Origin of the sequence: Mesorhizobium sp. B2-3-14 (genome assembly GCF_006442175.1) — a bacterium.
GTDB lineage: Bacteria > Pseudomonadota > Alphaproteobacteria > Rhizobiales > Rhizobiaceae > Mesorhizobium > Mesorhizobium australicum.
The window spans coordinates 746418-771442 of record NZ_VFVP01000002.1 but is presented as its reverse complement, the minus strand read 5'-3'; the positions used below and the strand labels follow the sequence as shown (position 1 = coordinate 771442).

25 protein-coding genes are annotated in these 25025 nt (G+C 62.3%); 6 read left to right on the top strand and 19 right to left on the bottom strand.

Annotated elements, in window-relative coordinates:
* Positions 1 to 45 precede the first annotated feature (45 nt).
* From lpxB to FJ950_RS08340, 13 genes are all read right to left on the bottom strand, one after another.
* Positions 46 to 1224 (bottom strand): lipid-A-disaccharide synthase, encoded by a 1179-nt coding sequence (gene lpxB, locus FJ950_RS08400; RefSeq protein WP_015317793.1) that lies wholly within the window; start codon positions 1222 to 1224, stop codon positions 46 to 48.
* Positions 1217 to 2131, bottom strand: a complete 915-nt coding sequence (locus FJ950_RS08395; protein WP_140616416.1) for an LpxI family protein — start codon at positions 2129 to 2131, stop codon at positions 1217 to 1219. Before FJ950_RS08395 ends, lpxB begins: the two co-directional genes overlap by 8 nt.
* Entirely contained in the window at positions 2103 to 2936 is an 834-nt protein-coding gene (gene lpxA, locus FJ950_RS08390) for an acyl-ACP--UDP-N-acetylglucosamine O-acyltransferase (RefSeq protein WP_140616414.1), read from the bottom strand. Before lpxA ends, FJ950_RS08395 begins: the two co-directional genes overlap by 29 nt.
* 13 nt (positions 2937 to 2949) lie before the next feature.
* Positions 2950 to 3417 carry a 3-hydroxyacyl-ACP dehydratase FabZ gene (fabZ, locus tag FJ950_RS08385; RefSeq protein ID WP_015317790.1) on the bottom strand — a complete coding sequence of 156 codons (468 nt, stop codon included), beginning with the start codon at positions 3415 to 3417 and terminating at the stop codon, positions 2950 to 2952.
* Positions 3410 to 4465, bottom strand: coding sequence for a UDP-3-O-(3-hydroxymyristoyl)glucosamine N-acyltransferase (gene lpxD, locus FJ950_RS08380; RefSeq protein ID WP_140616412.1), 1056 nt, complete (start codon positions 4463 to 4465; stop codon positions 3410 to 3412). Before lpxD ends, fabZ begins: the two co-directional genes overlap by 8 nt.
* 73 nt (positions 4466 to 4538) lie before the next feature.
* Positions 4539 to 6914 carry an outer membrane protein assembly factor BamA gene (gene bamA / locus FJ950_RS08375; RefSeq protein ID WP_140616410.1) on the bottom strand — a complete coding sequence of 792 codons (2376 nt, stop codon included), beginning with the start codon at positions 6912 to 6914 and terminating at the stop codon, positions 4539 to 4541.
* A 217-nt stretch (positions 6915 to 7131) separates the two neighbouring features.
* Complete coding sequence (rseP, locus tag FJ950_RS08370) at positions 7132 to 8274, bottom strand: RIP metalloprotease RseP (RefSeq protein ID WP_140616408.1); 1143 nt, start codon at positions 8272 to 8274, stop codon at positions 7132 to 7134.
* 94 nt (positions 8275 to 8368) lie between these two features.
* Entirely contained in the window at positions 8369 to 9184 is an 816-nt protein-coding gene (locus tag FJ950_RS08365) for a phosphatidate cytidylyltransferase (protein ID WP_140616406.1), read from the bottom strand.
* Positions 9181 to 9915, bottom strand: coding sequence for an isoprenyl transferase (locus tag FJ950_RS08360; RefSeq protein WP_140616404.1), 735 nt, complete (start codon positions 9913 to 9915; stop codon positions 9181 to 9183). The genes FJ950_RS08365 and FJ950_RS08360 overlap by 4 nt, the downstream gene beginning before the upstream one ends.
* Positions 9916 to 9947: 32 nt before the next feature.
* Positions 9948 to 10502, bottom strand: coding sequence for a ribosome recycling factor (frr, locus tag FJ950_RS08355; RefSeq protein ID WP_015317784.1), 555 nt, complete (start codon positions 10500 to 10502; stop codon positions 9948 to 9950).
* A 109-nt stretch (positions 10503 to 10611) separates the two neighbouring features.
* Complete coding sequence (gene pyrH / locus FJ950_RS08350) at positions 10612 to 11334, bottom strand: UMP kinase (protein ID WP_015317783.1); 723 nt, start codon at positions 11332 to 11334, stop codon at positions 10612 to 10614.
* A gap of 152 nt (positions 11335 to 11486) precedes the next feature.
* Entirely contained in the window at positions 11487 to 12596 is a 1110-nt protein-coding gene (locus FJ950_RS08345) for an aldo/keto reductase (RefSeq protein WP_140616402.1), read from the bottom strand.
* Between the two features lie 35 nt (positions 12597 to 12631).
* Entirely contained in the window at positions 12632 to 13159 is a 528-nt protein-coding gene (locus tag FJ950_RS08340; protein WP_015317781.1) for a nuclear transport factor 2 family protein, read from the bottom strand.
* 117 nt (positions 13160 to 13276) lie between these two features.
* Between FJ950_RS08340 and FJ950_RS08335 the strand changes: the two genes are divergently transcribed.
* Positions 13277 to 14221, top strand: coding sequence for a LysR family transcriptional regulator (locus FJ950_RS08335; protein ID WP_140616400.1), 945 nt, complete (start codon positions 13277 to 13279; stop codon positions 14219 to 14221).
* A 4-nt stretch (positions 14222 to 14225) separates the two neighbouring features.
* Here the strand turns inward: FJ950_RS08335 and tsf are convergent, their stop codons facing one another.
* The 5 genes from tsf to FJ950_RS08310 all read right to left on the bottom strand — a co-directional run bounded on the left by tsf (position 14226) and on the right by FJ950_RS08310 (position 17968).
* Positions 14226 to 15146 carry a translation elongation factor Ts gene (gene tsf, locus FJ950_RS08330; RefSeq protein ID WP_015317779.1) on the bottom strand — a complete coding sequence of 307 codons (921 nt, stop codon included), beginning with the start codon at positions 15144 to 15146 and terminating at the stop codon, positions 14226 to 14228.
* A gap of 108 nt (positions 15147 to 15254) precedes the next feature.
* Entirely contained in the window at positions 15255 to 16037 is a 783-nt protein-coding gene (gene rpsB, locus FJ950_RS08325; protein WP_140616398.1) for a 30S ribosomal protein S2, read from the bottom strand.
* A 177-nt stretch (positions 16038 to 16214) separates the two neighbouring features.
* Entirely contained in the window at positions 16215 to 16826 is a 612-nt protein-coding gene (locus tag FJ950_RS08320; RefSeq protein WP_015317777.1) for a LysE family translocator, read from the bottom strand.
* On the bottom strand, positions 16823 to 17101 hold the full coding sequence (locus tag FJ950_RS08315) for a DUF4031 domain-containing protein (RefSeq protein ID WP_140616396.1): 279 nt from the start codon (positions 17099 to 17101) through the stop codon (positions 16823 to 16825). Before FJ950_RS08315 ends, FJ950_RS08320 begins: the two co-directional genes overlap by 4 nt.
* A gap of 36 nt (positions 17102 to 17137) precedes the next feature.
* Positions 17138 to 17968, bottom strand: coding sequence for a cell envelope integrity EipB family protein (locus tag FJ950_RS08310; RefSeq protein WP_140616393.1), 831 nt, complete (start codon positions 17966 to 17968; stop codon positions 17138 to 17140).
* Positions 17969 to 18106: 138 nt separating this feature from the next.
* On the opposite strand from FJ950_RS08310, the gene FJ950_RS08305 reads away from it, so the two are divergent.
* The 5 genes from FJ950_RS08305 to FJ950_RS08285 all read left to right on the top strand — a co-directional run bounded on the left by FJ950_RS08305 (position 18107) and on the right by FJ950_RS08285 (position 22355).
* Positions 18107 to 18571 carry a RidA family protein gene (locus tag FJ950_RS08305; RefSeq protein WP_140616391.1) on the top strand — a complete coding sequence of 155 codons (465 nt, stop codon included), beginning with the start codon at positions 18107 to 18109 and terminating at the stop codon, positions 18569 to 18571.
* 14 nt (positions 18572 to 18585) lie between these two features.
* Positions 18586 to 19314 (top strand): glycerophosphodiester phosphodiesterase, encoded by a 729-nt coding sequence (locus FJ950_RS08300; RefSeq protein ID WP_140616389.1) that lies wholly within the window; start codon positions 18586 to 18588, stop codon positions 19312 to 19314.
* Between the two features lie 55 nt (positions 19315 to 19369).
* Positions 19370 to 20584, top strand: coding sequence for a GNAT family N-acetyltransferase (locus FJ950_RS08295; RefSeq protein WP_140616387.1), 1215 nt, complete (start codon positions 19370 to 19372; stop codon positions 20582 to 20584).
* An 82-nt stretch (positions 20585 to 20666) separates the two neighbouring features.
* Positions 20667 to 21098, top strand: a complete 432-nt coding sequence (locus FJ950_RS08290; protein ID WP_140616385.1) for an HIT family protein — start codon at positions 20667 to 20669, stop codon at positions 21096 to 21098.
* 114 nt (positions 21099 to 21212) lie between these two features.
* Positions 21213 to 22355 (top strand): phosphatase PAP2 family protein, encoded by a 1143-nt coding sequence (locus FJ950_RS08285; RefSeq protein ID WP_140616383.1) that lies wholly within the window; start codon positions 21213 to 21215, stop codon positions 22353 to 22355.
* A gap of 195 nt (positions 22356 to 22550) precedes the next feature.
* On the opposite strand, the gene clpA is transcribed toward FJ950_RS08285, so the two are convergent.
* A complete protein-coding gene (gene clpA, locus FJ950_RS08280) occupies positions 22551 to 25019 on the bottom strand; it encodes an ATP-dependent Clp protease ATP-binding subunit ClpA (RefSeq protein ID WP_140616381.1) in 2469 nt (822 codons plus the stop codon).
* Between the last annotated feature and the right edge of the window lie 6 nt (positions 25020 to 25025).

Below are 25025 nucleotides of genomic sequence, written 5' to 3'. Positions count from 1 at the left end.
TTCTAACTCACTACTCACTACTCACTACTCACTATTCACCACTCACTACTGCCTACTCACTCTCTTGATACACCCCATCACCACCTGCGCCGCGATCTCACCGGACGGTTTGTCCGTTGCCATGCGCCGTGAAATCTCGGCGAACCCGTCTTTCTGCCAGGCGCGCATGCCACTGTCGGCCAACAGCGCTTCCAGCTGGCGTGCCAGATTGTTCGGCCTGACGTATTCGTCGTAGAACTCCGGGATCAGTGCGCGATCCGAGATCAGGTTGGGCAGCAGCGCCGACCAGACGGAAACGAAATACCGCGCCACGGCGCGTGCGACAGGGTCGAGCCGGTAGCAAGAGATCATCGGCACGCCGGACAGTGCCAGTTCCAGGGAGACGGTGCCGGACGCGATCAACGCCGCGTCGGCCTTGCCGAAGGCCTGCCATTTGCGCTCCGGCTCCAGGATAATCTCGGGTTTTTCATCCCAGCGCGTGACCGCGGATCGTACGGTGTCCGCGACATGCGGCACCGTCGGCAACATCAGCCGAAGCCGATGCCCGCGTGCCCGCAGCATCGACACGGTCTCGCCGAACGGCTCGAGCAGCCGTCGCACCTCGCCGCGCCGCGAGCCGGGCAGGACAAGCAGCGTCTTCACGCGGTCTGGTGAAAGATCACGCGGCTGGGCCTGCGCCCTGGCGGCCGACAGCACGCCGGGATCATGCGTCAGGCGATGGCCGACATAGGTGCCGGGCGGGCCACCCAGCCGATCGAGCTCCTTCACTTCGAACGGCAGGATGCACAGGATGTGATCGACATACGGCTTCATCGCCACCGCCCTGCCCGGCCGCCATGCCCAGACGCTCGGGCAGACATAGTGGACGATCGGGATCGTCGGGTTGGCGGCGCGCACCTTTTTGGCGACGCGCAGCGAAAAATCGGGGCTGTCGATGGTGACGAGGCAGTCCGGCTTGGCATCCGCAACCAGCCCCGCCAGCTGACCGATCCGCCGCATCAGGCGCGGCAGGTCACGCAGGACGGCGCTGAACCCCATCAGCGCGACCTCGCTGGCGTCGAACGGCGAAACCAGCCCAAGCGCCTGCAGGTGGCGGCCACCGAGGCCGACGAGCTGCACCTCGCGTCCTGTTATTTGGCGCAGCGACTGGACAATGTCGGCGCCAAGCAGGTCGCCTGACTCCTCGCCCGCGACGATCGCGATCTTCAGCGCCCTGTCAGCCATGACCTGACTCCGTTGCGGCCAGACCGACAATGAACAGCCCAAGGTCATTGGCACGCGAGAGGGTTGCGGGACCTTCGAGGATCAGGGAGCGTCCCGCCTCGACGGCAATGCCGGCAAGCCCGGCCGCATGCGCTGCTTCTACCGTCTGGGGCCCCATGGAAGGAAGATCCGCGCGCAGCTCCTGGCCAGGCTTGGCGCATTTGACCAGCACACCGCGCGTCTTGCCGGCGATACGGCCGTGGCCGCGCAGCAGCCTGGCGCGGTCCAGCAATCCGGCCGTGCCCTCGATGCCTTCAAGCGCGATGGTCCGGCCGCCGACCGCGATCGCCGCCTGGCCGATATCCAGCGCCCCGATGGCTTTTGCCGCGGCAAAACCTGCCTCGATGTCGCGCCAGTCCGACTTCCGGGGCGTGGCCCTGGTCAACACCCCATCGGCGGCGACAAGGTTCGGCACGATCTCGTGGGCGCCCACGACCTTTATCCCCCGGGCCTCGAGCCCGCGCGCCACCACCTTGAGCAGTCCATCGTCGCCGCGTGCCAACGCCATGACGACGACGGGTATCACAGCGAGCAGGCTGAGGCTTGGACGCATCTGTGTCAGCCTTGGCCTGCGCTTTATCTCGCCGGCAAGCACCAGATGCGTAATCCGGTTACGCTTGAGCAGCGGAATGAGCGATCCTATCGCCTCCAGGGCAAGGGTCTCATGCTCGTAACGGCACAATTCAGCCAGGCGGTCGGCCTCACCGTCCATGAGCACGACGAAGGGCGGATGACCCTGTCCGGCCAAACCGGCAGCGACTTCGACCGGAAGGCTGCCGCCGCCGGCGATGATGCCGACCCTGGCACCAGGCGGGAGATCAAGACCAGCCGCGGCTGTCTCAGCCCTCGTCATCGGCATCGTCGCCATCGCCGCTCTTGAGCGATGGCACCGCATAGTGCCGCTTGCCGCGACTGGTGATAAAGTCGATGATCTTCATCGCTGTCGGCGACGAGGCGAACTCCACCTTGGCGAACTCGATGTTCTCGCCCACGGTGCGGGAGCGGTCGAAGATCGTCTTGTAGGCCTTGCGCAGCAGATGGATTTCGGAACGCGGCAGACCGGCGCGCTTGAGGCCGATGATGTTCAAGCCGCGCAGGCTGGCGCGGTTACCGACGGCGATGGCATAAGGAATGACATCACCGACAAAAGCCGAGCACCCGCCAAGAAAGGCGTTGTCACCCACGCGCACGAATTGATGGACGGCGCTGAGGCCGCCAATATAGACATTGTTGCCGATCTCGCAGTGGCCGCCCAATGTCGCCCCATTGGCGAAGGTGGCGTTGTTGCCGACGGCACAGTCATGGGCGATATGAGCGTAGGCGAGGAAATTGCCATTGTCGCCGACCGTGGTTTCGCCACGGCTGGTGTCGGTGCCGACATGCATGGTCACGCCTTCGCGGATGGTGCAGTTGGCGCCGATGACCAGCGTCGTGCGGCCGCCCTTGTGCTTGGTGTTTTGCGGCGGTGCGCCCAGTGTCGCCATCGGATAGACCTTGGTCGACGCCCCGATAGTGGTCGCGCCCATCACCGAGACATGGCTGACCAGTTCGACCCCGTCGCCGATCACGGCATCGGCGCTGACATGGCAGAACGGCCCTATGCGCACACCCTGGCCGATCTGGGCGCCTTCTTCCACGACGGAGGAAGGATGGATTGACGTCTTGATTTTCATAGGCACTCGATCGTCAGTCGCCGGTGACCATCATGGCTGAAATCTCGGCCTCGGCCGCCTTGGTACCTTCGACCAGGGCTTCACAGGCGAATTTGAGCAGGTTGCCGCGCTTCTTGATTTTCTTGACATGGATCTTCAACTGGTCGCCTGGGACGACCGGTTTGCGGAATTTGGCGTTGTCGATGGTCAGAAAATAGACCAGCGATGGCTTCGACGCCCCGAGGCTGCGGATGCAGATGGCTCCGGCCGTCTGGGCCATGGCCTCGACGATCAGCACGCCAGGCATCACCGGCTGCTCCGGGAAATGCCCCTGAAAATGCGGCTCGTTTATGGTCACGTTCTTGATGCCGATGGCGGAGTCGTCGCCGTCGATGTCCACGATGCGGTCGATCATCAGGAAGGGATAGCGGTGCGGCAGGAGCTTCATCAGCCCCAATATGTCGACCGCTTCCAGCGTTGTCGCCGCCACCATGTCAGCCATTGTCCTTGCCCTGCTTGCGTGCCCTGGCCATCGTGCGCAACATGGCTATCTCTCGCATGGCTTCCGCCATCGGCTGCGCCGGATAGCCACCCCAGATCTCGCCGGCGGGAACATTGCTCATAAATCCACTTCTGGCTGCAAGCTTGGCACCTGTACCAATCGTCAGATGATCCGCAAGCCCGACACCGCCGCCCATGGTGACATTGTCACCCACCACCACGGAACCGGAAATACCCGACAGTCCGGCCACAATGCAATTGCGGCCGATGCGGACGTTATGGGCGATCTGAACGAGATTGTCGATCTTGGTGCCTTGCCCGATGATCGTATCGGACATGGCGCCACGATCGACGGTGGAATTGGAGCCGATCTCGACATCGTCCTGGATCACGACGCGTCCGATCTGTGGAACACGTTCCGGCCCCTTGGCGCCGCCGACAAAGCCAAAGCCGTCCTGGCCGATCCTGGCGCCACCATGGATGATGACCCGATTGCCGATCAGAGCGTACTGGATACTGGCGCCCGGGCCGACATAACCGTCACGGCCAATCTGGCAGGACTGTCCGATGACGGCGTTGGGCGCAATGACGGTGCCGCTGCCGATCGAGACACCTGGCCCGATGACCGCGCCGGCCTCGATGATAGCACCGGCTTCGACATGCGCCGTCGGATCGATATGGGCATGCGGCGAAACACCGGGCTCACCGGTCATTGGCCCCGGCGTGGCGGCTGTCGGGAACAGCAGGCGCCCAACCAGCGCGAAAGCCTGCTGCGGCCGTGGATGAGTCAAGACAGCGACGCTGGAAGGCGCCTTGTTTGCGAATTCGGCCGTGCACAGGACCGCTGCCGCGCGCAGCGACGGCATCAGCGCCGAATTACGCCTGCCGTCGACGAAGACAAGCGCATTGGCGCCGCCTTCATTCGCCGGCGCCAGCGCTTCGATCAAAACGTCGGATTGGCCGGAATCGACAAGCACCGAGCCGGTCAGATTCGCGACTTCGGCCGCCGTATACCGGCGTGATGGCGCGAAGAACACCGGATCGGTCATTCCAGAAGCTATATCCAGCTAGGTCGGAACATTTCTCCCGGATCCAAAACCCGGGAGCATCGTTGGCCGCCGATCAGAAACGGGTCGATATGCCGAAGTTGAATTCCTGCACGTCGTCGCTCGCTTCCTTCTTGACCGGGATTGCATAGTCGATACGGATCGGGCCGAACGGAGACGCCCACATCAGGCCGAGACCAACCGAGGCGCGCACCTTCATGCCGGTAGAATCTGGATCGACCAAGCCAGTGGCGATCTTGCTGCCATAGAGCGTTGCCGCATCAGCGAACACCGCGCCCCGCAAGCCGAAGCTCTCAGGCACGACCGGCAGCGGGAATTGCGCCTCCGCCGAAGCGTTGAAATAGGTCGTTCCACCCAGATGGTCACCGCTGGTGTCGTTAGCAACCGGGCCGATGCCACCATAGGCAAAGCCGCGGATCATGCGATCGGTGCTCTGGAAGTGATCGAAGATGCGCAGATCGCCGTCGCTGCCGTAGCCCTCGACATGTCCTGCGCCACCCGAAAGGAGGCCGACAAGGTCAAGCTGCTCGGACAGCGTCTGGTAGATGCTGCCGCGCCCGGTGATCTTCACGAACTTGGCATCGCCACCGAGACCGGCGACCTCCACTGTCGTGTTGGCATAGATACCCTCATGCGGGTTCTTCATGTCATCGATGGTATTGTAGACCAGCCCAAGGCTGACCGAGGACTTGATCCATGGGCTCTGCTCGATGCCATCCAGAATGGCCTGGGAAATGTTGCAGTTGCCGTCGGGATCGACAGGAGTGGGATCGCAACCGTCGTCGACCTTATATTTCTCCTGCGAGATGTTGTACGCCAACTGGGTCGTGATGCTGTTGGTGATTGGCAACCCGAAGCGGATCGTCGCGCCGGTGGTGTCGCTGTCGTAATTGTTGTTGTATTCCCGCGTCGACTTGAAAATGTCGAAGCCGGCGGCGATACGCCGCCCGAGGAAATACGGCTCGGTGAAGGACAGGCTGTAGTCGCGCGAGTTCTTGCCGCCACCGGCCGACACTTTGATGAACTGGCCACGGCCTAGGAAGTTGCGCTCGGTGATCGATCCTTCGACGGACGGTCCAGCCGAATCGCCGCCGGTCGAATAGCCGGCGCCAACCGAGAATTCACCCGTCGACTTCTCGACCACGTCGACCACCAGCACGACTTGGTCAGGGGCCGAGCCAGGCACGGTCGAAATGTCGACTTTGTCAAAATAATTCAAGTCTTCCAGGCGCTTCTTCGCGCGCTGGATGAGCACCTGGTTGAACGCATCGCCTTCGCTGACATCGAATTCGCGACGGATGACATAGTCACGCGTGCGGTCGTTGCCGCGGATCTCGATGCGCTCGACATAGGCCTTGGTGCCCTGGTCGACGGTGTAGACCACCGAGATCGTGTGGTTCTCGAAGTTGCGGTCGCCGCGCGGTGTCACCTGGGCGAAAGCATAGCCGGAACCAGCCACCTTCTCCGTCAGCGCAATGATGGAGTCTTCGACGTTCTTGGCATTGTAGACATCGCCCTTGCGGGTTTCGACCACTGATTCCAGCGACTTGGAGTCGACTTCCGGAATCGTGCTTTCGACGCTGATATCGCCAAAATTGTAGCGCTCGCCTTCCTGGACGGTGATGGTGACCGTGTATTTGTTGGTCGCATTGTCGAGCTCGCCGACGGCGGACACGACCTGGAAGTCGGCATAACCGTGATTGTAATAGAAGCGGCGCAGCAGCTCCTGGTCGGCGCGCAGCTTGTCTTCGTCGTAGACGTCGTCGCGCAGGATGAACGAGACCCAGGACGAGCGCTTGGTGTTGATCACATCAGACAGGCGGCGGCTGGAATAGGCGCTGTTGCCGACGAAATTGATTGCCGCGATCTGCGTGCGATCGCCTTCGGTGATGTGGAAGACCACGTTCACGCGGTTGTCGCCAAGCTCCATGATCTGCGCGGTCACGCCGGCATCGTCACGGCCGATACGCCTGTAGGCGGCCTTGACCGCCTCGACATCCGAATCCAGCGTAGCTTGAGAGAACGTGCCGCGCGGCTTCAGCTGAACCGCTGCCTGAAGCGCGTTGTCCTTGAGCTTCTTGTTGCCCTGGAACAGCACCTGGTTGACGACCTTGTATTCCGAAACCTTGACCACCAGGGTCGAGCCGACCTGGTTGATCTGGACATCCGAGAACAGGCCGGTGCCGAACAGCGCCTTGACCGCGCTATCGACATCGGAGCTGGAGAAGGCCCTGCCGGGCTTGATGGTGATGTAGTTGCGGATGGTATCGGCGTCGACACGCTGGTTGCCGCTCACCTCCACCCGGCTTACGACCGCGGCTTCGGCCGCCGATGTGGCAACGAACTGCACTGCGAGCGCACCTGGTACGACCAGAGCGGCGGACAGTGCCGCCGCTGACGCGGCGTTTAGAAACTTGGATGCTGCCTTCATCGGGCTTAATAACCTTTTCTCGTAGTCCCCACGGCGAGAAAACCGGACGTGCGGTCATTTCCCCTACCGTATTAACCGGATTTTCCCTACACGCAAGGCTTCTGGTTAATTTGTATTTACTTAACCCTGGTGCGTGGCTTTCGCGTCACTCATATCCCCGTGCATGGTAAACGGCGTCTCAACATCCGCCATGCTCAGGCCAAATTCCTTCATGATTTCAGCACCCAAAGAGATCGTTCCAGAACACGAACCCCATGAAGCACAGCACCAGAAGCAGACCGGCCCGATAGGCCATTTCCATCATCCGTTCCGACACCGGCCGGCGGATGACGGCCTCCACCCCGTAGAACAACAGATGGCCGCCGTCGAGGGGGGGAATCGGCAAAAGGTTTAGAATGCCTATCCCAACGGACAGCAGCGCGACGAGCTGCACCAGCCATTCAAAACCGAGTTTGGCCGCCTTGCCGGCCATGTCGGCGATCTTGACCGGGCCACCCAACTGGCACTTGTCTTCGCGCCCGACGGCGAAGCGCTGCAGGAACTGTCCGGTGCGCTCGATAACGTGGCCGGTTTCCTCAACGGCCGCCGCAACGGCTCCGACCGGGGTGTAGGTGATGAGGCGGGGCTGGCCGAGTTCCTTGTTGTTGACGACGCCGATCACGGCGACCTTGACCTTGTTGCCGAGCGCGTCCTCCTGTTCCATCAGCTGCGGCGACGCGGTCACCGTGATCTCCTTGCCGCCGCGCAGCATGACGAAGGTGATGGTGTCGCCGGCGCGGCCCGAGACCAGCCGCTGCACGTCGCCGAAGGTTTCGACCTTGCTGCCGTCAACGCTGACGAATCGGTCGCCTGGCAAGATGCCGGCCTTGGCCGCGGGACTGTCTGTTGTAACCTCCGCCACCATGGGCTCCGCGACATAACGCCCATAGGCGGCAAACAGCACGGAAAAGACGACGATCGTCAGCAGGAAGTTGAACAGCGGTCCGGCCACCACCGTTGCCGCGCGCTTCCAGATCGCCTGGGTGTGGAAGGCAACCTTGCGTTCCTCGTCGGTCAGCGTTTCGAGTTCTTCCGATGTCGGCTGGCTGGAGGTGGCGTTCATGTCGCCGACAAACTTGACATAGCCGCCAAGCGGTATGGCGCAAAGCTTCCAGCGCGTACCATGCCTGTCGTTGAAGCCGATGAGCTCCGGACCGAAGCCGATTGAGAAGGCCCTGACCCCGATGCCGCACCAGCGGCCGACGAGATAGTGGCCCATCTCGTGAACGAACACCACGACGGTCAGAACGAAGAGAAACGGCACGAGCGTGCCGAGAAAGAGGCCTTCCGTGCTGAAAATCGCGTGAAGAATCTCGTTCAATTCAGGCCCTCAAGTTCTTCCGCGTCGCTGCGTGACTGTGACATCAATACAGGCGAATCCAAGGCGCCCGCGCCAGATCGTGGAATGACACCGTTCAAATGGGAAACAGCCCCTGTGCCGGATGCTCGGCGCCCGCCGCGATCCAGCCGATGACGTATAGGGCAAGAGCGGCCGCGACAAGCCCGTCGACACGGTCCATGATGCCGCCATGGCCAGGGATAAGCACGCCTGAATCCTTGCGGCCGTGCCGCCGCTTGACCCAGGATTCGAAGAGGTCGCCGGCCTGGGCGACGATCGACAGCACCAGCGCCACAACACCCAGCAACGCCAAGTTGCCGGCGCCGGCGAAGGCGGCAAGCAGCAGCCCCGCGACGACACCACCGACCGCCCCGCCGAGGGCGCCGCTGCGGGTCTTGCCGGGCGAGATCGAAGGCGCCAGTTTGGGCCCGCCGACGGCACGCCCAACGAAATAGGCAAAAATGTCGGTTGCCCAGACGACCGCGAACAGGAACAGGATGGCGATGAGGCCCGAATGGTCGCCGTCCCGCAGCAGAGCAAGCGACAGGCCCGACATGCAGGCATAGGCAAGGCCGCTGGCGTCCCACTGGCCGATCTTGCGAACTCCGGCGGTGATCGCAGCTGTCGCAACCAGAATCACGACGAGCGGCAGCAGCCACCGTGCGGGCAGGCCGGCAATCAAGGCGCCGACGAAAAGGACCATCAGCGCTTCCGGCAGAAAACCAAGCCCGTCGGCGGCGGCAGGCCGCGACATGCGTGTCCACTCGTAAAAGATCATTGCCGCCATGATGGCGCACAGCAGCCGGAACGGCAGGCTACCGAGCCAGGTCAGGCCGAGGGCGACAATGGCCAGCACGACGGCCGAGATGACGCGCAGCTGAAGGTTGCTCATCCCGCGGCCGGCCGCGAAGCGACGTCCTGCGGGCCCAGTCCGCCGAAGCGGCGCTCGCGGCCGGCATATTCGCGCAAGGCTTCGGCGAAATGCTCGCGGTTGAAATCCGGCCAGTAGCACGGCAGGAAGACGAGTTCGCTGTAGGCGGCCTGCCACAAGAGGAAGTTGGACAGGCGCAGTTCGCCGCTGGTGCGGATGACCAGCTCCGGATCGGGAATGCCTTGCGTGTCGAGAGAGCCGGCAAAGCTTTCAGCCGATATAGCCTCGCTGTCCATTTCGCCGCGCGCCACGGCCGCCGCAAGCTTGCGCGCCGTGCGGACGATCTCGTCGCGCCCGCCGTAGTTGAAGGCGATCACCAGCGTCAGCGAGGTGTTGTCGATCGTCAGCGATTCGGCCTCGTCGAGCAGCCCCCTGATGTCCGCCTGCAGCCCTGTGCGGTCGCCGATGATCCTGACCCGTACGCCGCTCTGGTGCAGCTCGGCAAGGTCACGACGGATGAACAGCTTCAACAGACCCATAAGGTCGCTGACCTCGGACTTCGGCCGCGACCAGTTCTCCGACGAGAAAGCGTAGACAGTCAGGAAGGAGATGCCGAGACCAGGGGCGGCGCGCACCGCCTTGCGCAGCGCCTCGACGCCGGCGCGATGACCGGCGAGCCTAGGCATACCGCGCGCTTTGGCCCAGCGTCCATTTCCATCCATGATGATCGCGACATGCGCGGGCGTTGTCATGATCTCGCTTTCGGGTCAGCCAAGGGCCAACCCTAAACCTGCATGATTTCAGCTTCCTTGTCGGAAAGCAGATGATCGATGGTGCTGATGGTTTCGTCGGTAAGTTTCTGGACCTGGTCGGAACGCTTGCGCTGATCGTCCTCGCTGATGTCGCCGTCCTTCTCCGCCTTCTTCAGGAAATCCATGCCGTCGCGGCGCACATGGCGCGCGGCGACACGGGCGTTCTCTGCGTAGCCATGCGAGATCTTGACCAGTTCCTTGCGGCGCTGTTCGTTGAGCTCCGGCAGCGGAATCCTGAGATTGGTGCCATCGACGATCGGGTTGAAGCCCAGATTGGATTCCCGGATCGCGCGGTCGACCGCGCCGACCATCGATTTGTCCCAGACAGAGACCGAGATCATACGCGGCTCCGGCACCGAAACGTTGGCCACCTGGTTGATCGGCATGGTGGTGCCATAGGCCTGCACCTGGATCGCATCGAGCAGGTTGCTGGAGGCGCGACCAGTCCGCAGTGAAGCCAGGTCATGCTTGAACGCGGCGATGGCCCCATCCATGCGCCGCTTCAGATCGTCGTACTCACCACTCATCTTAGTCTCCTCGACCCGTCTGCCGCGGGGTCAGTGCTTCGGGGCAAGGGGCCCCGTGTTCGAGCCTGATTTTCGAAAGCCGGTTTCCCCTTCCGGGGATCGGCCCCGATCATTCGTCCGCGACGACCGTGCAGCGGCCGCCGCCCCTCAGAATATCGCCGAAACCACCCTTTTCGTGGATCGAATAGACGATTATCGGAATGTTGTTTTCGCGCGCAAGTGCAATCGCAGCGGTATCCATGATGGAAAGGCCGCGATTTATGACTTCGGCGTGGCTGATGCGCTCGAAACGTGTCGCATTCGGGTCCTTTTTCGGGTCGGCCGAATAGACGCCATCGACCTGGGTACCCTTGAACAGCGCGTCGGCGCCGATTTCGGCCGCGCGAAGTGCCGCGGCCGAATCAGTGGTGAAGAACGGATTGCCGGTGCCGCCGGCGAAGATCACCACCTTGCCCTGATTCATGTAGGCGGTCGCCTGGCGCTGCGAAAAACTCTCGCAAAGCTCGGGCATGGCAATTGCGGACAGCACGACGGCATCGACACCGATCTTGTTCAGCGACGTGCGCAGCGCCAGCGAATTGATGACCGTGGCAAGCATGCCCATGTGATCGCCGGTGACGCGGTCGCCTCCCTTGGAGGCGACGGCCACGCCGCGAAAGATATTGCCGCCGCCGATAACGACACCCACCTCGATGCCCAGCGCACGGGCTTCGGCAATGTCGCCGGCGATGCGGTCGACGACCGAGACGTCGATGCCGAAATGCTGTTCGCCCATCAACGCTTCGCCCGAAGCTTTCAGCAGAACACGTCGGTAGCGGGGCTTGACCGTCATCTGGTTCCTCGAAAATTCCGGCGTGGCAAGCTCTGAAGGCGGAAACCGCCCCCTGCTTTGCCCGGGGGTGCTGTCATGACGGGTTGACCGGATACACGAAGGGCGCGGCGATGTCACGCCGCGCCCTTGTGCAAAATTCCAGGCTTTCTGGATCAGCTGCTGCTGATGGCAACGGCCTCGCCTTCGACCACGACCGGCGATGCGTAGCCTTGCGGCTTGTCGCCGATCACGACACCGCCCGCGACACGGACCTGGATCTCGGGACCGAAATAGGAATGCGGGAACGGCGCCGGCGTGCCGCTCACCTTGTCCAGGCGTTGGCGGAGCGCGGGCGGTATGGAGAAATCGAGCGCCGCAAGATTATCCTGCAGCTGCGAAAGCCGCGTTGCTCCGAGAATGACGGTGGCAACTCCTGGCTGAGTCGCCACCCAGTTCAGCGCGACCTGAGCCATGCCGCGGCCGAGTTCGGCGGCGACTTTCTCCAGCTCCGCCACCACAGCCCAGTTGTGCTCGCTGAATTTCTGGAAGCCTGGGTGGGTGGTGTTGCGGAAGCCGTCGAGCCGGCCGGCATTGCCCGCCTGCGCCGGGCGGTATTTGCCACTTAGCAGTCCGCTTGCCAGCGGGCTCCAGACCATGATGCCGGCGCCATGGCGTGTCCCGAACGGCACGAATTCATGCTCGATGGCACGCTCCGCCAGAGAGTATTCAAGCTGCAACGCCGAGATCGGCTCATCGCCGCGCAGTTCGGCGATCGCCTGCGCCCGCCCGGCATACCAGGCCGGCACGTCGGACAGGCCGATGTGACGTATCTTGCCTGCCCGAACCAGATCGTCGAGCGTACGCAGCACTTCTTCGGCCGGCGTCAGCCTGTCCCAGATATGCATGAGATAGAGATCGATATAGTCGGTACCCAGCCGCTTCAGCGATGCGTCGACGGCACGCATGATGTTCTTGCGGCCATTGCCGCCGGCGTTCGGATTGCCGGGGTTCGAGTTCATGGTGAATTTGGTGGCGATCACCGCCTTGTCGCGCAAGCCCCGCTCGGCCACGAATTCACCGAGCCAGGTCTCGGCCGTGCCGCCGGTGTAAAGGTCGGCGGTGTCGAAGAAATTGCCTCCGGCCTCGACATAGGCGTCGAACATCGCGCGCGCCGTATCCCGGTCCGCGCCCCAGCCCCATTCCGTCCCGAAAGTCATCGTGCCCAGTGCCAGCCGGCTGACGCGCAGGCCGCTGTTGCCGAGTGTGTAGTAGCTCATCGTCATTGTCTTTTCCGATCTTGGTCCGGTTGATGCGGGCGTCATTGGCCAGGTGTCGCCTTGACCCAGGGATTGCCGCGCTCATGCGTCATGCGGAAGGTGAAGCCATCGACCTTCCAGCCAGCCGCGGAGCGCGTGAGGTGATGCTCATACGTGCCCCAGACCTCCCAGAGCGGGTCGCCATTACCCTCCATCCGGTTCCAGGCGTAGCCGTTCGACAGAACGGTCGCCGTGTCCGCTTCAAGGACGACCTGGTGATTGGTGCGCAGATGCAGGCTGGTCTTGCTGCCTTTGAGATTGCCGGCCCAGGCGCCGATCAGATCGTCGGAGGCGATGTTGGCTGCGGGCTGCCCGGACAGGCTGCTGAAGTCGGCGGTGACCCTATCCGCGAAATAGCTGCGCGCGCGTTTCCAGTCCTGCGCGTCGACCGCACGGTCGATGGCATCGGCGATGCGGATGATGGCGCGGTCATCGGCAAGCGCCTGCCAGCCCATCGGTTCGGCCCCGCCGGCGTCGAGCGGCGCCAAGGCAAGCCCTGCGGCGAAGGTAGCGTGTTTCAAGGCGTTCATGTCTCTTCTCCTCGATACCATCAGCCCGATCGCCGATGTGTTGGCGACAATGTGGACCTCTGCCTCGGCGTCGATAAGATTGCATTGTCCGCAAAGACTATGCGATACTGTTCATGAATGGACCGGGATCTGCTCAGCCATCTGCCTGTCATCATTGCGGTCGCCCGGCGCGGCGGTTTTGCCCTTGCCGCGGCCGAACTGGGCATGAGCCCTTCGGCGGTCAGCCATGCAGTGCGCCTCGTCGAGGAGCGGATCGGCCAGCCGCTGTTTGCGCGCACGACGCGCAGCGTTTCGCTCACCGAGGCGGGCAAGGCGCTGGTGGAAACGGCGGCCCCTGCCCTCCAGGATATCGCCGAGCGGATGGATCGTATCCGCAGCGTCAAGGGCAGGCCGTCCGGGCTGCTCAGGATCAACGCCTCCAACATTGCAATGCCGTTGGCTGTGACGCCGGTCGTGGCGGCGATGGCCGAGCGATATCCCGACATCACGGTCGAGATTTTTGCCGATCAAGGGTTGGTCGATATCGTCGGCGAAGGTTTTGACGCCGGCATCCGGCTCGGCGAGATGATCGCCCAGGACATGGTGGCCATCCGACTGACGCAGCCCTTCAAAGCCGTTATCGTCGCCTCGCCCGCCTATATCGGGCGACATGGCCGTCCGCGCAGCGTGGCCGATCTCGCGAACCACAATTGCATCGGATACCGTCTCGTTCGCTCCGGTGCCCTCTATCGCTGGGATTTGACCTGGGACGGCAAGGACGTGGTCATGGAAACCAGCGGTACGGCCATCGTGACGGACTCGCTTGCGGCAATCGATCTGGCTCTCGCCGGAGTGGGCCTTGCCTACATGTTCGAGCCGCTGGCGCGCGCCGATCTCGCGGCCGGTCGCCTGGTGCAGGTTCTGCCGCAATCAGCGATCGAGGAACCCGGCCTTTTCCTCTACTTTCCGCGTCGCGCGGCGATGGCGCCCAAACTCAGGGCCTTTATCGACACCGCGAACGAAATCGGCCGGGCATCCCAGCGGATGTCCGGCCGAAAAAACACAGGCGAAAAGGACCGGTAAGAAGTTACTTCTTGACCGCCGCCGCGACTTCCGCGGCGAAATCCGTCTCTTCCTTCTCGATGCCCTCGCCAAGGGCGAAGCGCAAATAGGCCGTGATCTTGGCCGGCGCGCCGATTTCCTTTTCGGCATCCTGCAGCGCCTTCTCGACGGTGATGTCGGGATTGAGCACGAAGGCCTGCTTCAGGAGCACGACTTCCTCATAGAATTTGCGCAGGCGACCCTCGACCATCTTCTCGATGATGGCTTCCGGCTTGCCGGACTGGCGCGCCTGGTCGGAGAAGATTGCCTTCTCACGCTCGACCGCGGCCGGATCGATCTGCTCGGCGGTCAGCGCCATCGGGTTGGTGGCGGCGACATGCATGGCGACCTGGCGGCCAAAGGCATTGGCGGCATGCTCGTTGCCCGTGGTCTCGATCGCGACCAGCACACCGAGCTTGCCGAGACCATCGGCAACAGCGTTGTGCACATAGGTCGCAACCGCACCATGCGGAACGGTGAGCTTGGCCGAGCGGCGGAAGCCCATATTCTCGCCGATAGTGCCGACCGCGTCCTTGATGGTGTCGGTGACCGACTTGTCGGAGCCCGGATATTTGGCGGCGGCGACCGCTTCGGTCGTGCCATAGGCAAGCGCCACCTTGGCGACGTTGGCGACGATTTCCTGGAAGGCGGCATTGCGGGCGACGAAGTCGGTCTCGGAATTCACCTCGACCACGGCAGCTTCACGCACACCGTTGTCGACGCCGATCAGGCCTTCGGCTGCCGTACGGCCGGCCTTCTTGTCGGCCTTGGAGATACCCTTCTTGCGCAGCCAGTCAACGGCCTCTTCCAAGTTGCCGTTGGTCTCGTTCAACGCCGCCTTGCAGTCCATCATGCCCGCGCCGGTCAAGTCGCGGAGTTCTTTGACCTGTGCAGCCGAAATGCTCATTGTCGCCTCTTTGTTTAAATGCACCGACGCACCATCGGTATTCGATGGTGCGTCTGTTTAGCGTGCCAAAATATGAGAAAGATGAAGGCCGCAACCGGCCTTCGATTATCAACCCTCGGGGGCTTCCGACGCCGGAGCCGGATCGAGCGCCGGTTCGACCGGAGCTTCGACCGAAGCGCCGATATCCATGCCGAGCGCGCCCTGCTGACGGGCGATGCCGTCGATGGCGGCCTTGGCAATCAGGTCGCAATAAAGCTGGATGGCGCGGGCCGCGTCGTCATTGCCGGGGATCGGGAAATCGATCTTGTCCGGATCGCAGTTCGAATCGATGATGGCGACGACCGGGATGCCCAGGCGCTTGGCCTCGAGGATGGCGATCGCCTCCTTGTTGGTGTCGATCACGAACATCAGGTCGGGCGTCGAGCCCATGTCCTTGATACCGCCGAGCGCCTTGTCGAGCTTCTCGCGCTCGCGATCGAGGTTCAGGCGTTCCTTCTTGGTCAACCCTTGCGCTTCGCCGGCCAGCATCTCGTCGAGCTTGCGCAGGCGCTGGATCGAGTTCGAGATCGTCTTCCAGTTGGTCAGCATGCCGCCGAGCCAACGCGAGTTGACGTAGTACTGGGCCGAACGCTGTGCCGCATCGGCAACGATGTCCGACGCCTGGCGCTTGGTGCCGACGAACAGCACGCGGCCGCCCTTGGCGACGGTGTCGGAAACCTGCTTCAGCGCCTGGTGCAGCAAAGGCACCGTCTGCGAGAGGTCGATGATGTGGATGTTGTTGCGGGCGCCGTAGATGTAGGACGCCATCTTCGGGTTCCAGCGGTGGGTCTGGTGGCCGAAGTGAATGCCAGCTTCCAAAAGCTGGCGCATGCTGAAATCAGGCAGTGCCATTCTAAGTTCCTTTCCGGTTAGCCTCCACGGACACAGGCATTTTTGGACCGAGGTCCTCGAACGCCACCGGAGGTCTCAGCCGGATTTCTCCCGGGCAGACACCAAAGTCCGTGTGTGGAATGAGCGCGCATATAGAGGGGAAGTCCGACAAACGCAAGCGGGGCGGCGCTTTAACGCCTAGCGTGCGGCAATCAGCGCTCCGGTGCCAATCATGGCGCTGCCGGCGAACCTGTTCATCAGCCGCATGCGCCTGGGTGTCCTGAACCAGCCCGAAGCCCGGCCCGCGAGCGCGGCATAGACCCCCATTGTCACGATATTGACGCTGATGACGGTCGCCACCACCAGCAGGCCATCGAAAAAGGTCATCGTGTCGAGGTCGAGAATCAGCGGCATGATCGAGGCATGGAACAGGATCGCCTTCGGGTTTCCGAGCGCTATGGACGCGCCGAGCAGAAAGGATCGGGACAATTTCGCCTGCCCCGTCCGCGGCTCATTCGATTGCGCGACCGAGGCCCGCCACATCCTGACGCCGAGAAAGATCAGATAGGCGGCGCCGGCATATTTCAACAGGAGGAAGATCCATTCGAAGGTCTGAGCCAGGGCCACCAACCCCAGCAGCGCCAGAGTGACGAGCACGGCATCGCCGGCGGCGACCCCAAGGCCGGCCATGAAGGCCCGCAGGAACCCACGCGACACACCGTTGGTGATGACCGCGAACATTGCCGGCCCCGGCGTGGCGGCGGCGAGCGTCACAGCGGCGCAATATGCCAGGAATGCCGTTGGTGTCATCGCTTGGACTTTCCGTTGGGCACCCGCACGCGCCGGAAGATGGCGACGATCTGCTCGCGGCTGCACTCGATGGCGCCGAGCCGCACCGCACGGTCGCGCTCGAAGCCGGTTATGTCATAATGCGGAGCGGATGTCTTAGGCGGGCCCTGGTAGGACGAGCGCTTGATGCCGAGTTCCGCCGCAAAGCGATGCAATTCGTCGGTGTCGTCGGCTAGGAGATGGCACCAGAGATGGCCGGCCCATTTCCAGATCGCCGCATCTACATAGACTGCCATCAAGCCCGCCACGGCCAGCTCAATTGCCCGACCCTGCTATTTCGATACTGGGCAAGGCTTTGTCTGGTCGAACAGCGACAGGTTGACCAGCTTGCCGGTCATCGAGAAGTCGCCATAGTCCATGACGAGATCACGGGTGATGCCGTTCTCGTGCAGCTTGAAGCTGATCCGGTATTCCGGCACTTCCTCGCCGTTCTGGGCGCTGTCGTCGAAATAGGCGATGTCGACCGGCCAGTATTTGTCGGTGGCAAGCTTCGCCAATGCCGGCGCTTCCGGATCGGCCTTGTCGGCCTCGCTCTTCTTGCCGACGACAACCGTGGTCGTCATCACCTTGTTGGCGTCTTCCGAGCCGTCGAACAAGTTGGTCTGATAGAAGTTTTCGCCTTTTTCGGCCTTTCCGATCAGCTCGACCAGATGCTGGGTCGGAAACTGGGTGGCAGCGAGTTCGAGACTGTTCTTCTCCGGCTTGTCGATATCGACCTTGAGGCCCTTCGCGTCTTTCGTGGCCATACCCTTGACCTCCTTGTCGAGGTTCTGGTCGACAAAGGATTTCGTCACGAACGAAAAGGTCTTGCCTTCGGCATCCTCGAAAGTCGTCGTCTGCTGGTCGGTCAGCTTCGTGTTGTCGTTGGTGGCGATCTGGGTGACGAAACGGAATTTCACCGTATAGCCTTCGCAGGCCGAGCCATTGAACTCGTAGACCATGCGGCCGGTGATGCCGGTGATGCCGGACCGATCATCCGCCTTCTTGAGCGTGAGATCATAGACGGCGCGATGCGCCTGCAGCGCCGGTGCGGCGACAGCGGAGCCTGTTGGCAAAAGCGCCGACAACAGAACGGCGTGGAATGCAAGGCGCGTCGCGCGCATGAGGTACTCCGATCGTCGCGGCTGATGGCAGGCCGCAGGGAAAGATGGTCCAGCTTAAAAAAAGTCGTGGCGGAAGCGAGGCAAAAATAGCAATTTCGGCCCCGCCAGCGCGGCGCCTTCCAGCAATAGGGAAAAGCAATGAGTGAAACAATCGAAAAGCGGCTAAGTGATCTCGGCGTGACGCTTCCTGTCGCGGCCGCACCCGCCGCCAACTACGTGCCCTATTCCAGGACCGGCAACCTGCTGTTCACCGCTGGTCAGTTGCCGCTCAAGGACGGCAAGCTGCAGGCAAGCGGCCTGCTCGGCCGCGACGTCGACACGGCAAGCGGCAAGGACGCGGCGAAATACTGCGCCATCAACATCCTGGCGCAGGCCAAGGCAGCACTTGGCGACCTCGAGAAGATCCGTCGCCTGGTGAAGATCACCGTCTTCGTGGCCTCTGCCCCCGACTTCGTCGAGCAGCATCTGGTCGCCAACGGCGCCTCCGATTTCCTGGTTGCCGTGCTCGGCGAAAGCGGCAAGCACGCGCGCTCGGCCGTCGGCACCGCCTCCCTGCCGCTTAATGCCGCGGTGGAAATCGAAGCGATGTTCGAAGTCGAATGAGTGTAGGTGCTGACATGACCGACCTCTCCTGGCTGACGGCCCGGCCGGTTGCCCATCGCGGCTTTCACGACATGAACAAGACGCGCTGGGAAAACACGCTTTCCGCCTTCGCTGCCGCGGCCGAACGCGGCTACGCGATCGAATGCGACGTGCATCTGTCGTCGGATGGCGTCCCCATCGTCATCCATGACGACGATTTGCAACGGCTGACCGGGCAGGACGGTTTCGTCTGGCAACGCAGCGCGGCCGAACTTACCGCGCTCAAGGTTGGCGGCACGGCGGATCACGTGCCGACGTTGCAGGAAGCGCTCGACCTCGTCGATGGTCGCGTGCCGATGGTCGTCGAACTGAAAGGAACTCCCGGTCGCGACGAAGGCCTGGTGGCGCGCGTCGGCAAGATGCTCAAGCGCTACAAGGGCAAGGCGGCGATCATGTCATTCGATCACTGGCTGATCCGCGATTTCCCCAAACACGCGCCCGGCATTCCGGCTGGATTGACCGCCTATGGCAAGGACGCCAAGCTGATCGAAGCACATTTCGCCATGCTGGCGCACGAACTCGCCTTTACCTCCTATGCCGCAGGCGACTTGCCGAATCCGTTTGTCAGCTTCGTGCGCGAAAAGCTCAAAATGCCTGTCATCACCTGGACGGTGCATGATCAGCCCGCGATCGACCTGACCTTTAGATACGCCGACCAGATGACGTTCGAAGGGTTCGAACCCGACCTGGTCGAAGTCGCCTGAGCAGGGTGCCCGAAACGTGACTTGTAGCGGCCCGAATGGAGCTTAAATAAGCCTCATGGATCAGGGCGACGACGGCGACGGGCAAATGGAGAATGCGGACTATTCGATCCGCATCGCCGCCGGCATCGGTGCCTTTACCTGCGACGAATGGAACGGCTTTGCCGGAACCACGCGTGGCGACACGGAAGCTGGGTACAACCCGCTCGTTTCCTTCGCTTTTTTGAGCGCTCTGGAGGATTCCGGCTGTGCCGTGCGGCGCACCGGCTGGCAAGGTCATCACCTGCGGCTGGAGACCGCGCAAGGCAGGCTCCTCGGCGCCGTTCCCTGTTATCTCAAGTCGCACAGCCAGGGCGAATACGTGTTCGATCACGGCTGGTCGGATGCCTTCGAGCGCGCCGGCGGCCGTTACTATCCAAAACTGCAAAGTGCCGTGCCGTTCACCCCCGTCACCGGCCCTCGCCTGCTGGTCGGCAAAGGCGAGGATCAGGATGCGGTGAAGGCTGGGCTTGCGGCCGGTCTCAAAATGGTGGCCGACAAGCTCGGCGTCTCCTCTGCGCATGTCACCTTCGTGCAGGAGAGCGACGTCGCGACGCTGGAAGCCGCGGGCTTCCTGCATCGCACCGACCAGCAATTCCATTTCTTCAACGAAGGCTTTTCAACCTATGACGACTTTCTCGCCACGCTTGCCTCACGCAAACGCAAGGCGATGAAGAAGGAACGGCGCGAGGCGCTGGCCGATGGCATCTCGATCGACTGGCTGACCGGAAAGGACCTGACCGAAAAGGCCTGGGACGACTTCTTCGCCTTCTATATGGACACCGGCAGCCGCAAATGGGGCCGCCCCTACCTGAACCGCCAGTTCTTCTCGTTGATCGGCGAACGCATGGCGGACGACATCCTGCTGGTGATGGCCAAGCGCAACGGGCGCTATATTGCCGGCGCCATCAACTTCATCGGCTCCGACGCGCTCTACGGCCGCAACTGGGGCTGCATCGAGGATCACCCCTACCTGCATTTCGAGGTTTGCTATCACCAGGCCATCGACTTCGCCATCCAACGCAAGCTGAAGGTGGTCGAGGCAGGCGCGCAAGGCGAACACAAGCTGGCGCGCGGCTACCGGCCGGTGACCATGCATTCCGCCCACTACATTTCCCATCCTGGCCTGCGCAACGCTGTGGCCGACTATCTCCGGCGCGAACGGCGCGAGGTAGAGCGGATGGGTGAATATCTGGAAGGACACACTCCGTTCCGCAGGGACCTGGAAGACTAGCGATCGGGCTGCGGTCAGACCGATCGTCTTGCCGGTCAGGGATGGCTTCGCTACACGAGAGGCATAATCCTGGAGTTCCGCCATGACCGAAGTCAACTACGACACCGGCAACATCTTCGCGAAGATCCTGCGCGGTGAAATTCCTTCGCATCGCGTCTACGAGGATAAGGCAGTCGTGGCTTTCATGGACGTAATGCCGCAAGGTCTTGGCCACACGCTCGTGGTGCCGAAGGCGCCGTCACGCAACCTGCTCGACGCCAATCCGTCGACCTTCGGTCCACTTTTCGCGGTCGTCCAGAAAGTGGCGCAGGCGGTCAAGCGGGCTTTTGACGCCGACGGTGTCACCATAATGCAGTTCAACGAACCTGCCTCGGGGCAGACCGTTTACCACCTTCATGTGCATGTCATTCCGCGCTTTGATGGCATCCCCCTGAAACCGCACACGGGTGCGATGGAGAAGCCCGAGGTGCTGGCGCGGAACGCCGAAAAGATACGGGCAGCGCTGGCTGCTTGATTTTAAACCTTTGTAAACCGAGCGGTCGTATCGGCGCGCCTTGCCATCGTCGGCGATTGCTTTGTTAATACTCTTGCAAGCCCTCGCGGAGCATTTTTCTCCCGAGGGGCTGCAATGCGAGATATATCCGAACTTTTAGACAGGCGGTCCTGCGTCTACGGCGGCGATCCGTTTCCGCGACTTCTGGCCGAATCGTTTTTTCAGCACCGCACCATTCACGCGGTTGCGCTGTTTACGCTGGGTTTGGGCTTCGTAATCGGCGGCCAGGTCGGAAACTTGCCGGATTTCGAATTACTTTTCGAATATACCTTGTATTTGATGGTCTACTTCTGGGCCGCCGGATGTGCATACGCCGCCTTTCGGCTGTTCCGGTTGGCGTTTGTAGATCGCGCCACGTCGCCGCTCCGCATATTATTAGGTCAGTTGCGGAAGTTGCTGACCGATCGGAGCCGCATTGCCAACGGCGTGAACGGCCTCGCCGCGATCCTGGTTTTCATGTCAGGCTTTGTGGTGCTGAAAGGAGCGATCGCGGTGCTGGCGCCTTTCTCCTGGGATCAGACCCTCGCGCAATTCAGCACCAAGCTGCATTTCGGCCGCGCTCCCTATCAATGGCTTTGGTGGGTCGTCGAAAGTCCGCTGGCGGTTTACTTTCTCAATCTCTGCTACAATTTGTGGTTTGCGGTGCTGGTCGCGATGGTTTTCTCAAGCGTCGCCGCCGCCCGCGATTCCCTGCTGCGTCATCAGTTTCTGCTCAGCTTCATGCTGATCTGGCTGATCGGCGGCTTCTTCATCGCCTTGGCGTTTTCGTCCGCGGGGCCTTGTTATTACGCAAGGCTCGGCTTTGGGGATACCTATCAGCCGCTCATGAATGCGCTTCAATCGGCAAATCGCCGATATCCGATCTGGGCGCTGTCCATGCAGGAGAAGTTGTGGAGCGGCTATTCCGGTTCGCCTTCGGGGAGCATGGGCATCTCCGCGTTCCCCTCCATCCATGTCGCGACGTCGGTGCTCTTTGCTCTCTATATGACGAGGCTGTCCACCATCCTCGGTATCGTGATGTGGATCTTCGCAGGCATCATCATGCTTGGTTCCGTGCTGCTTGGTTGGCACTATGGCATCGACGGTTACGCGGGCGCGGCCATTGCCTTCGCCATCTGGAAAGCCACTGGCGCGACACTATCCCGGACAACGAGCGCCTGGCCGGCCATGGGAGTGGACGACTTGTCCGGCCTCGACTCCCCGCCTTTCAGTCGATAACCGCTCGGCATTCTGCGTATCCCGTCCGAGCGCGGACAGACCGTCGATGGAACATCGCCAGACAGCATGATCCGCGCATGGCTATCCGGGAATACACGGACGGCCGACGCGTGACCCTGGCGGCATGCCTTTGTCGCCGTCCTGGTGTTCCAAAAGGAAAGGCCCCGGTACCGGGGCCTTTCCAGTGAGTGCTTGTCAGCCCTTGCGGGGCAATTGCGGTACCAGGCTGCGCTTGCCGCCATCCTTGCCCTTGGGCTCCGGCTTCTGCGCCACGACCTTCTTGGCGGCAGGCTTCTTTGCCACGGCCTTGCGGGGCTTCGGCGCGTCTTCCGGCTCTTCCTTCTTCGGCTTCACCGGTGCCTCGTCGGCCAGCGATTCGAGCTTCAGGCCGGTCTCGCCGGTTTCCTTCTTCTCGACGGTGACGCGCACCGTGCCGCCCTTCTTGAGCTTGCCGAACAGCACCTCGTCGGCCAACGGCTTCTTGATGTGCTCCTGGATGACGCGGCCGAGCGGCCGCGCACCCATACGCTCGTCATAGCCCTTGTCTGCCAGCCACGCGATCGCGTCCGGCGACAGGTCGAAGGTGACGCCGCGCTCGGAGAGCTGGGCCTCGAGCTGCATGACGAACTTCTGCACCACCTGATGGATGACCGGAACCGGCAGCGAGCCGAACGGGATGATCGCATCGAGACGGTTGCGGAACTCCGGCGTGAACAGCCGGTTGATCGCCTCGACATCGTCGCCTTCACGCTTGGTCGAACCGAAGCCGATCGCCGCGCGCTGCGCATCCGATGCGCCCGCATTGGTGGTCATGATCAAGATGACGTTGCGGAAGTCGATCTGCTTGCCGTTGTGGTCGGTCAGCTTGCCGTGGTCCATCACCTGCAACAGGATGTTGAACAGGTCCGGATGCGCCTTCTCGACCTCGTCCAGCAGCAGCACGCAGTGCGGATGCTGGTCGACACCGTCGGTCAAAAGGCCGCCCTGGTCGAAGCCGACATAGCCGGGAGGCGCGCCGATCAGCCGCGAGACGGTGTGGCGCTCCATGTATTCCGACATGTCGAAGCGGATCAGTTCGACGCCGAGCGAGGCGGCCAACTGCTTGGCCACTTCGGTCTTGCCGACGCCGGTTGGCCCTGAGAACAGGTAGGAGCCGATCGGCTTCTCCGGTTCGCGCAGACCGGCACGGGCCAGCTTGATCGCCGAGGTCAGCGCGGTGATCGCGGTATCCTGGCCGTAGACGACACGCTTCAGCTCGATGTCGAGACCTTGCAGCACCTTCTCGTCATCGGCCGAAACCGTCTTCGGCGGAATACGCGCCATGGTGGCGATCGTCGCTTCGATCTCCTTGATGCCGATCGTCTTCTTGCGCTTGGCTTCCGGCACCAGCATCTGCGAGGCGCCGGTCTCGTCGATCACGTCGATCGCCTTGTCCGGCAGCTTGCGGTCGTTGATGTAGCGCGCCGACAGTTCCACCGAGGCCTTGATCGCCTCGTTGGTGAACTTCACCTTGTGAAATTCCTCATAATAGGGCTTCAGGCCCTTCATGATCTCGATGGCGTCCTCGACGGTCGGCTCATTGACGTCGATCTTCTGGAAGCGCCGCACCAAGGCACGGTCCTTCTCGAAGAATTGGCGGAACTCCTTGTAGGTGGTCGAACCGATGCAGCGGATCGCACCGGAAGACAGCGCCGGCTTCAACAGGTTCGACGCATCCATGGCGCCGCCCGAAGTGGCGCCGGCGCCGATCACCGTATGGATCTCGTCGATGAACAGCACGGCACCCGGATAATCCTCGAGTTCCTTGACGACCTGCTTCAGCCGTTCCTCGAAATCGCCACGATAGCGCGTGCCGGCCAACAGCGTGCCCATGTCGAGCGCGAAGATGGTGGCATTGTGCAGCACTTCCGGCACGTCGCCCTCGACGATGCGCTTGGCCAGCCCTTCGGCGATCGCCGTCTTGCCGACACCGGGGTCACCGACATAGAGCGGGTTGTTCTTGGAACGGCGGCACAGCACCTGGATGGTGCGGTTGATCTCGCCTTCGCGGCCGATCAGCGGATCGATCTTGCCGGCCTTGGCCTTGTTGTTCAGGTTGACGCAATAAGCAGTCAACGCGTCCTGTTGCTGCTTCTTCTTGCCGCCCTCCTCCTGTGGCTCGGCGCCGTTCGGGCCGCCCTGCTCGTCATCGGCACCGCGCGGGCTGCGGCTCTCCGACGCGCCCGGACGCTTGGCGATGCCATGCGAGATGTAGTTGACCGCGTCGTAGCGGGTCATCTGCTGTTCCTGCAGGAAATAAGCGGCATGGCTTTCGCGCTCGGCGAAGATCGCCACGAGCACGTTGGCACCAGACACTTCCTCGCGACCCGATGACTGCACATGGATCACCGCGCGCTGGATGACGCGCTGGAAGCCGGCGGTCGGCTTGGAGTCCTCGTCGTAGCCGGTAACCAGATTGTCGAGCTCGGTATCGATATAGGTGAGAACGGTATGCTTCAGCTCGTCGAGATCGACGTTGCAGGCGCGCATGACGGCGGCCGCCTCGGTGTCGTCGATGAGCGCGAGCAGCAGATGTTCAAGGGTTGCATATTCATGGTGCCGCTCATTGGCGAGCGTCAGCGCCTGGTGAAGCGCCTTTTCCAGGCCTTGGGAGAAAGCCGGCATGTTACC

Excerpts from the sequence above, each read along its gene's own strand:
- FJ950_RS08320 (WP_015317777.1), bottom strand. The coding sequence starts at position 16,826 with ATGACACCAACGGCATTCCTGGCATATTGCGCCGCTGTGACGCTCGCC.
- fabZ (WP_015317790.1), bottom strand. The coding sequence starts at position 3,417 with ATGGCTGACATGGTGGCGGCGACAACGCTGGAAGCGGTCGACATATTG.
- FJ950_RS08360 (WP_140616404.1), bottom strand. The coding sequence starts at position 9,915 with ATGACAACGCCCGCGCATGTCGCGATCATCATGGATGGAAATGGACGC.
- FJ950_RS08340 (WP_015317781.1), bottom strand. The coding sequence starts at position 13,159 with ATGAACGCCTTGAAACACGCTACCTTCGCCGCAGGGCTTGCCTTGGCG.
- FJ950_RS08315 (WP_140616396.1), bottom strand. The coding sequence starts at position 17,101 with ATGGCAGTCTATGTAGATGCGGCGATCTGGAAATGGGCCGGCCATCTC.
- lpxB (WP_015317793.1), bottom strand. The coding sequence starts at position 1,224 with ATGGCTGACAGGGCGCTGAAGATCGCGATCGTCGCGGGCGAGGAGTCA.
- FJ950_RS08345 (WP_140616402.1), bottom strand. The coding sequence starts at position 12,596 with ATGACGATGAGCTACTACACACTCGGCAACAGCGGCCTGCGCGTCAGC.
- FJ950_RS08305 (WP_140616391.1), top strand. The coding sequence starts at position 18,107 with ATGAGTGAAACAATCGAAAAGCGGCTAAGTGATCTCGGCGTGACGCTT.
- FJ950_RS08310 (WP_140616393.1), bottom strand. The coding sequence starts at position 17,968 with ATGCGCGCGACGCGCCTTGCATTCCACGCCGTTCTGTTGTCGGCGCTT.
- FJ950_RS08365 (WP_140616406.1), bottom strand. The coding sequence starts at position 9,184 with ATGAGCAACCTTCAGCTGCGCGTCATCTCGGCCGTCGTGCTGGCCATT.
- clpA (WP_140616381.1), bottom strand. The coding sequence starts at position 25,019 with ATGCCGGCTTTCTCCCAAGGCCTGGAAAAGGCGCTTCACCAGGCGCTG.
- FJ950_RS08295 (WP_140616387.1), top strand. The coding sequence starts at position 19,370 with ATGGATCAGGGCGACGACGGCGACGGGCAAATGGAGAATGCGGACTAT.
- FJ950_RS08395 (WP_140616416.1), bottom strand. The coding sequence starts at position 2,131 with ATGGCGACGATGCCGATGACGAGGGCTGAGACAGCCGCGGCTGGTCTT.
- FJ950_RS08335 (WP_140616400.1), top strand. The coding sequence starts at position 13,277 with ATGGACCGGGATCTGCTCAGCCATCTGCCTGTCATCATTGCGGTCGCC.
- frr (WP_015317784.1), bottom strand. The coding sequence starts at position 10,502 with ATGAGTGGTGAGTACGACGATCTGAAGCGGCGCATGGATGGGGCCATC.
- tsf (WP_015317779.1), bottom strand. The coding sequence starts at position 15,146 with ATGAGCATTTCGGCTGCACAGGTCAAAGAACTCCGCGACTTGACCGGC.
- bamA (WP_140616410.1), bottom strand. The coding sequence starts at position 6,914 with ATGAAGGCAGCATCCAAGTTTCTAAACGCCGCGTCAGCGGCGGCACTG.
- FJ950_RS08285 (WP_140616383.1), top strand. The coding sequence starts at position 21,213 with ATGCGAGATATATCCGAACTTTTAGACAGGCGGTCCTGCGTCTACGGC.
- rpsB (WP_140616398.1), bottom strand. The coding sequence starts at position 16,037 with ATGGCACTGCCTGATTTCAGCATGCGCCAGCTTTTGGAAGCTGGCATT.
- lpxD (WP_140616412.1), bottom strand. The coding sequence starts at position 4,465 with ATGACCGATCCGGTGTTCTTCGCGCCATCACGCCGGTATACGGCGGCC.
- FJ950_RS08290 (WP_140616385.1), top strand. The coding sequence starts at position 20,667 with ATGACCGAAGTCAACTACGACACCGGCAACATCTTCGCGAAGATCCTG.
- lpxA (WP_140616414.1), bottom strand. The coding sequence starts at position 2,936 with ATGAAAATCAAGACGTCAATCCATCCTTCCTCCGTCGTGGAAGAAGGC.
- FJ950_RS08300 (WP_140616389.1), top strand. The coding sequence starts at position 18,586 with ATGACCGACCTCTCCTGGCTGACGGCCCGGCCGGTTGCCCATCGCGGC.
- pyrH (WP_015317783.1), bottom strand. The coding sequence starts at position 11,334 with ATGACGGTCAAGCCCCGCTACCGACGTGTTCTGCTGAAAGCTTCGGGC.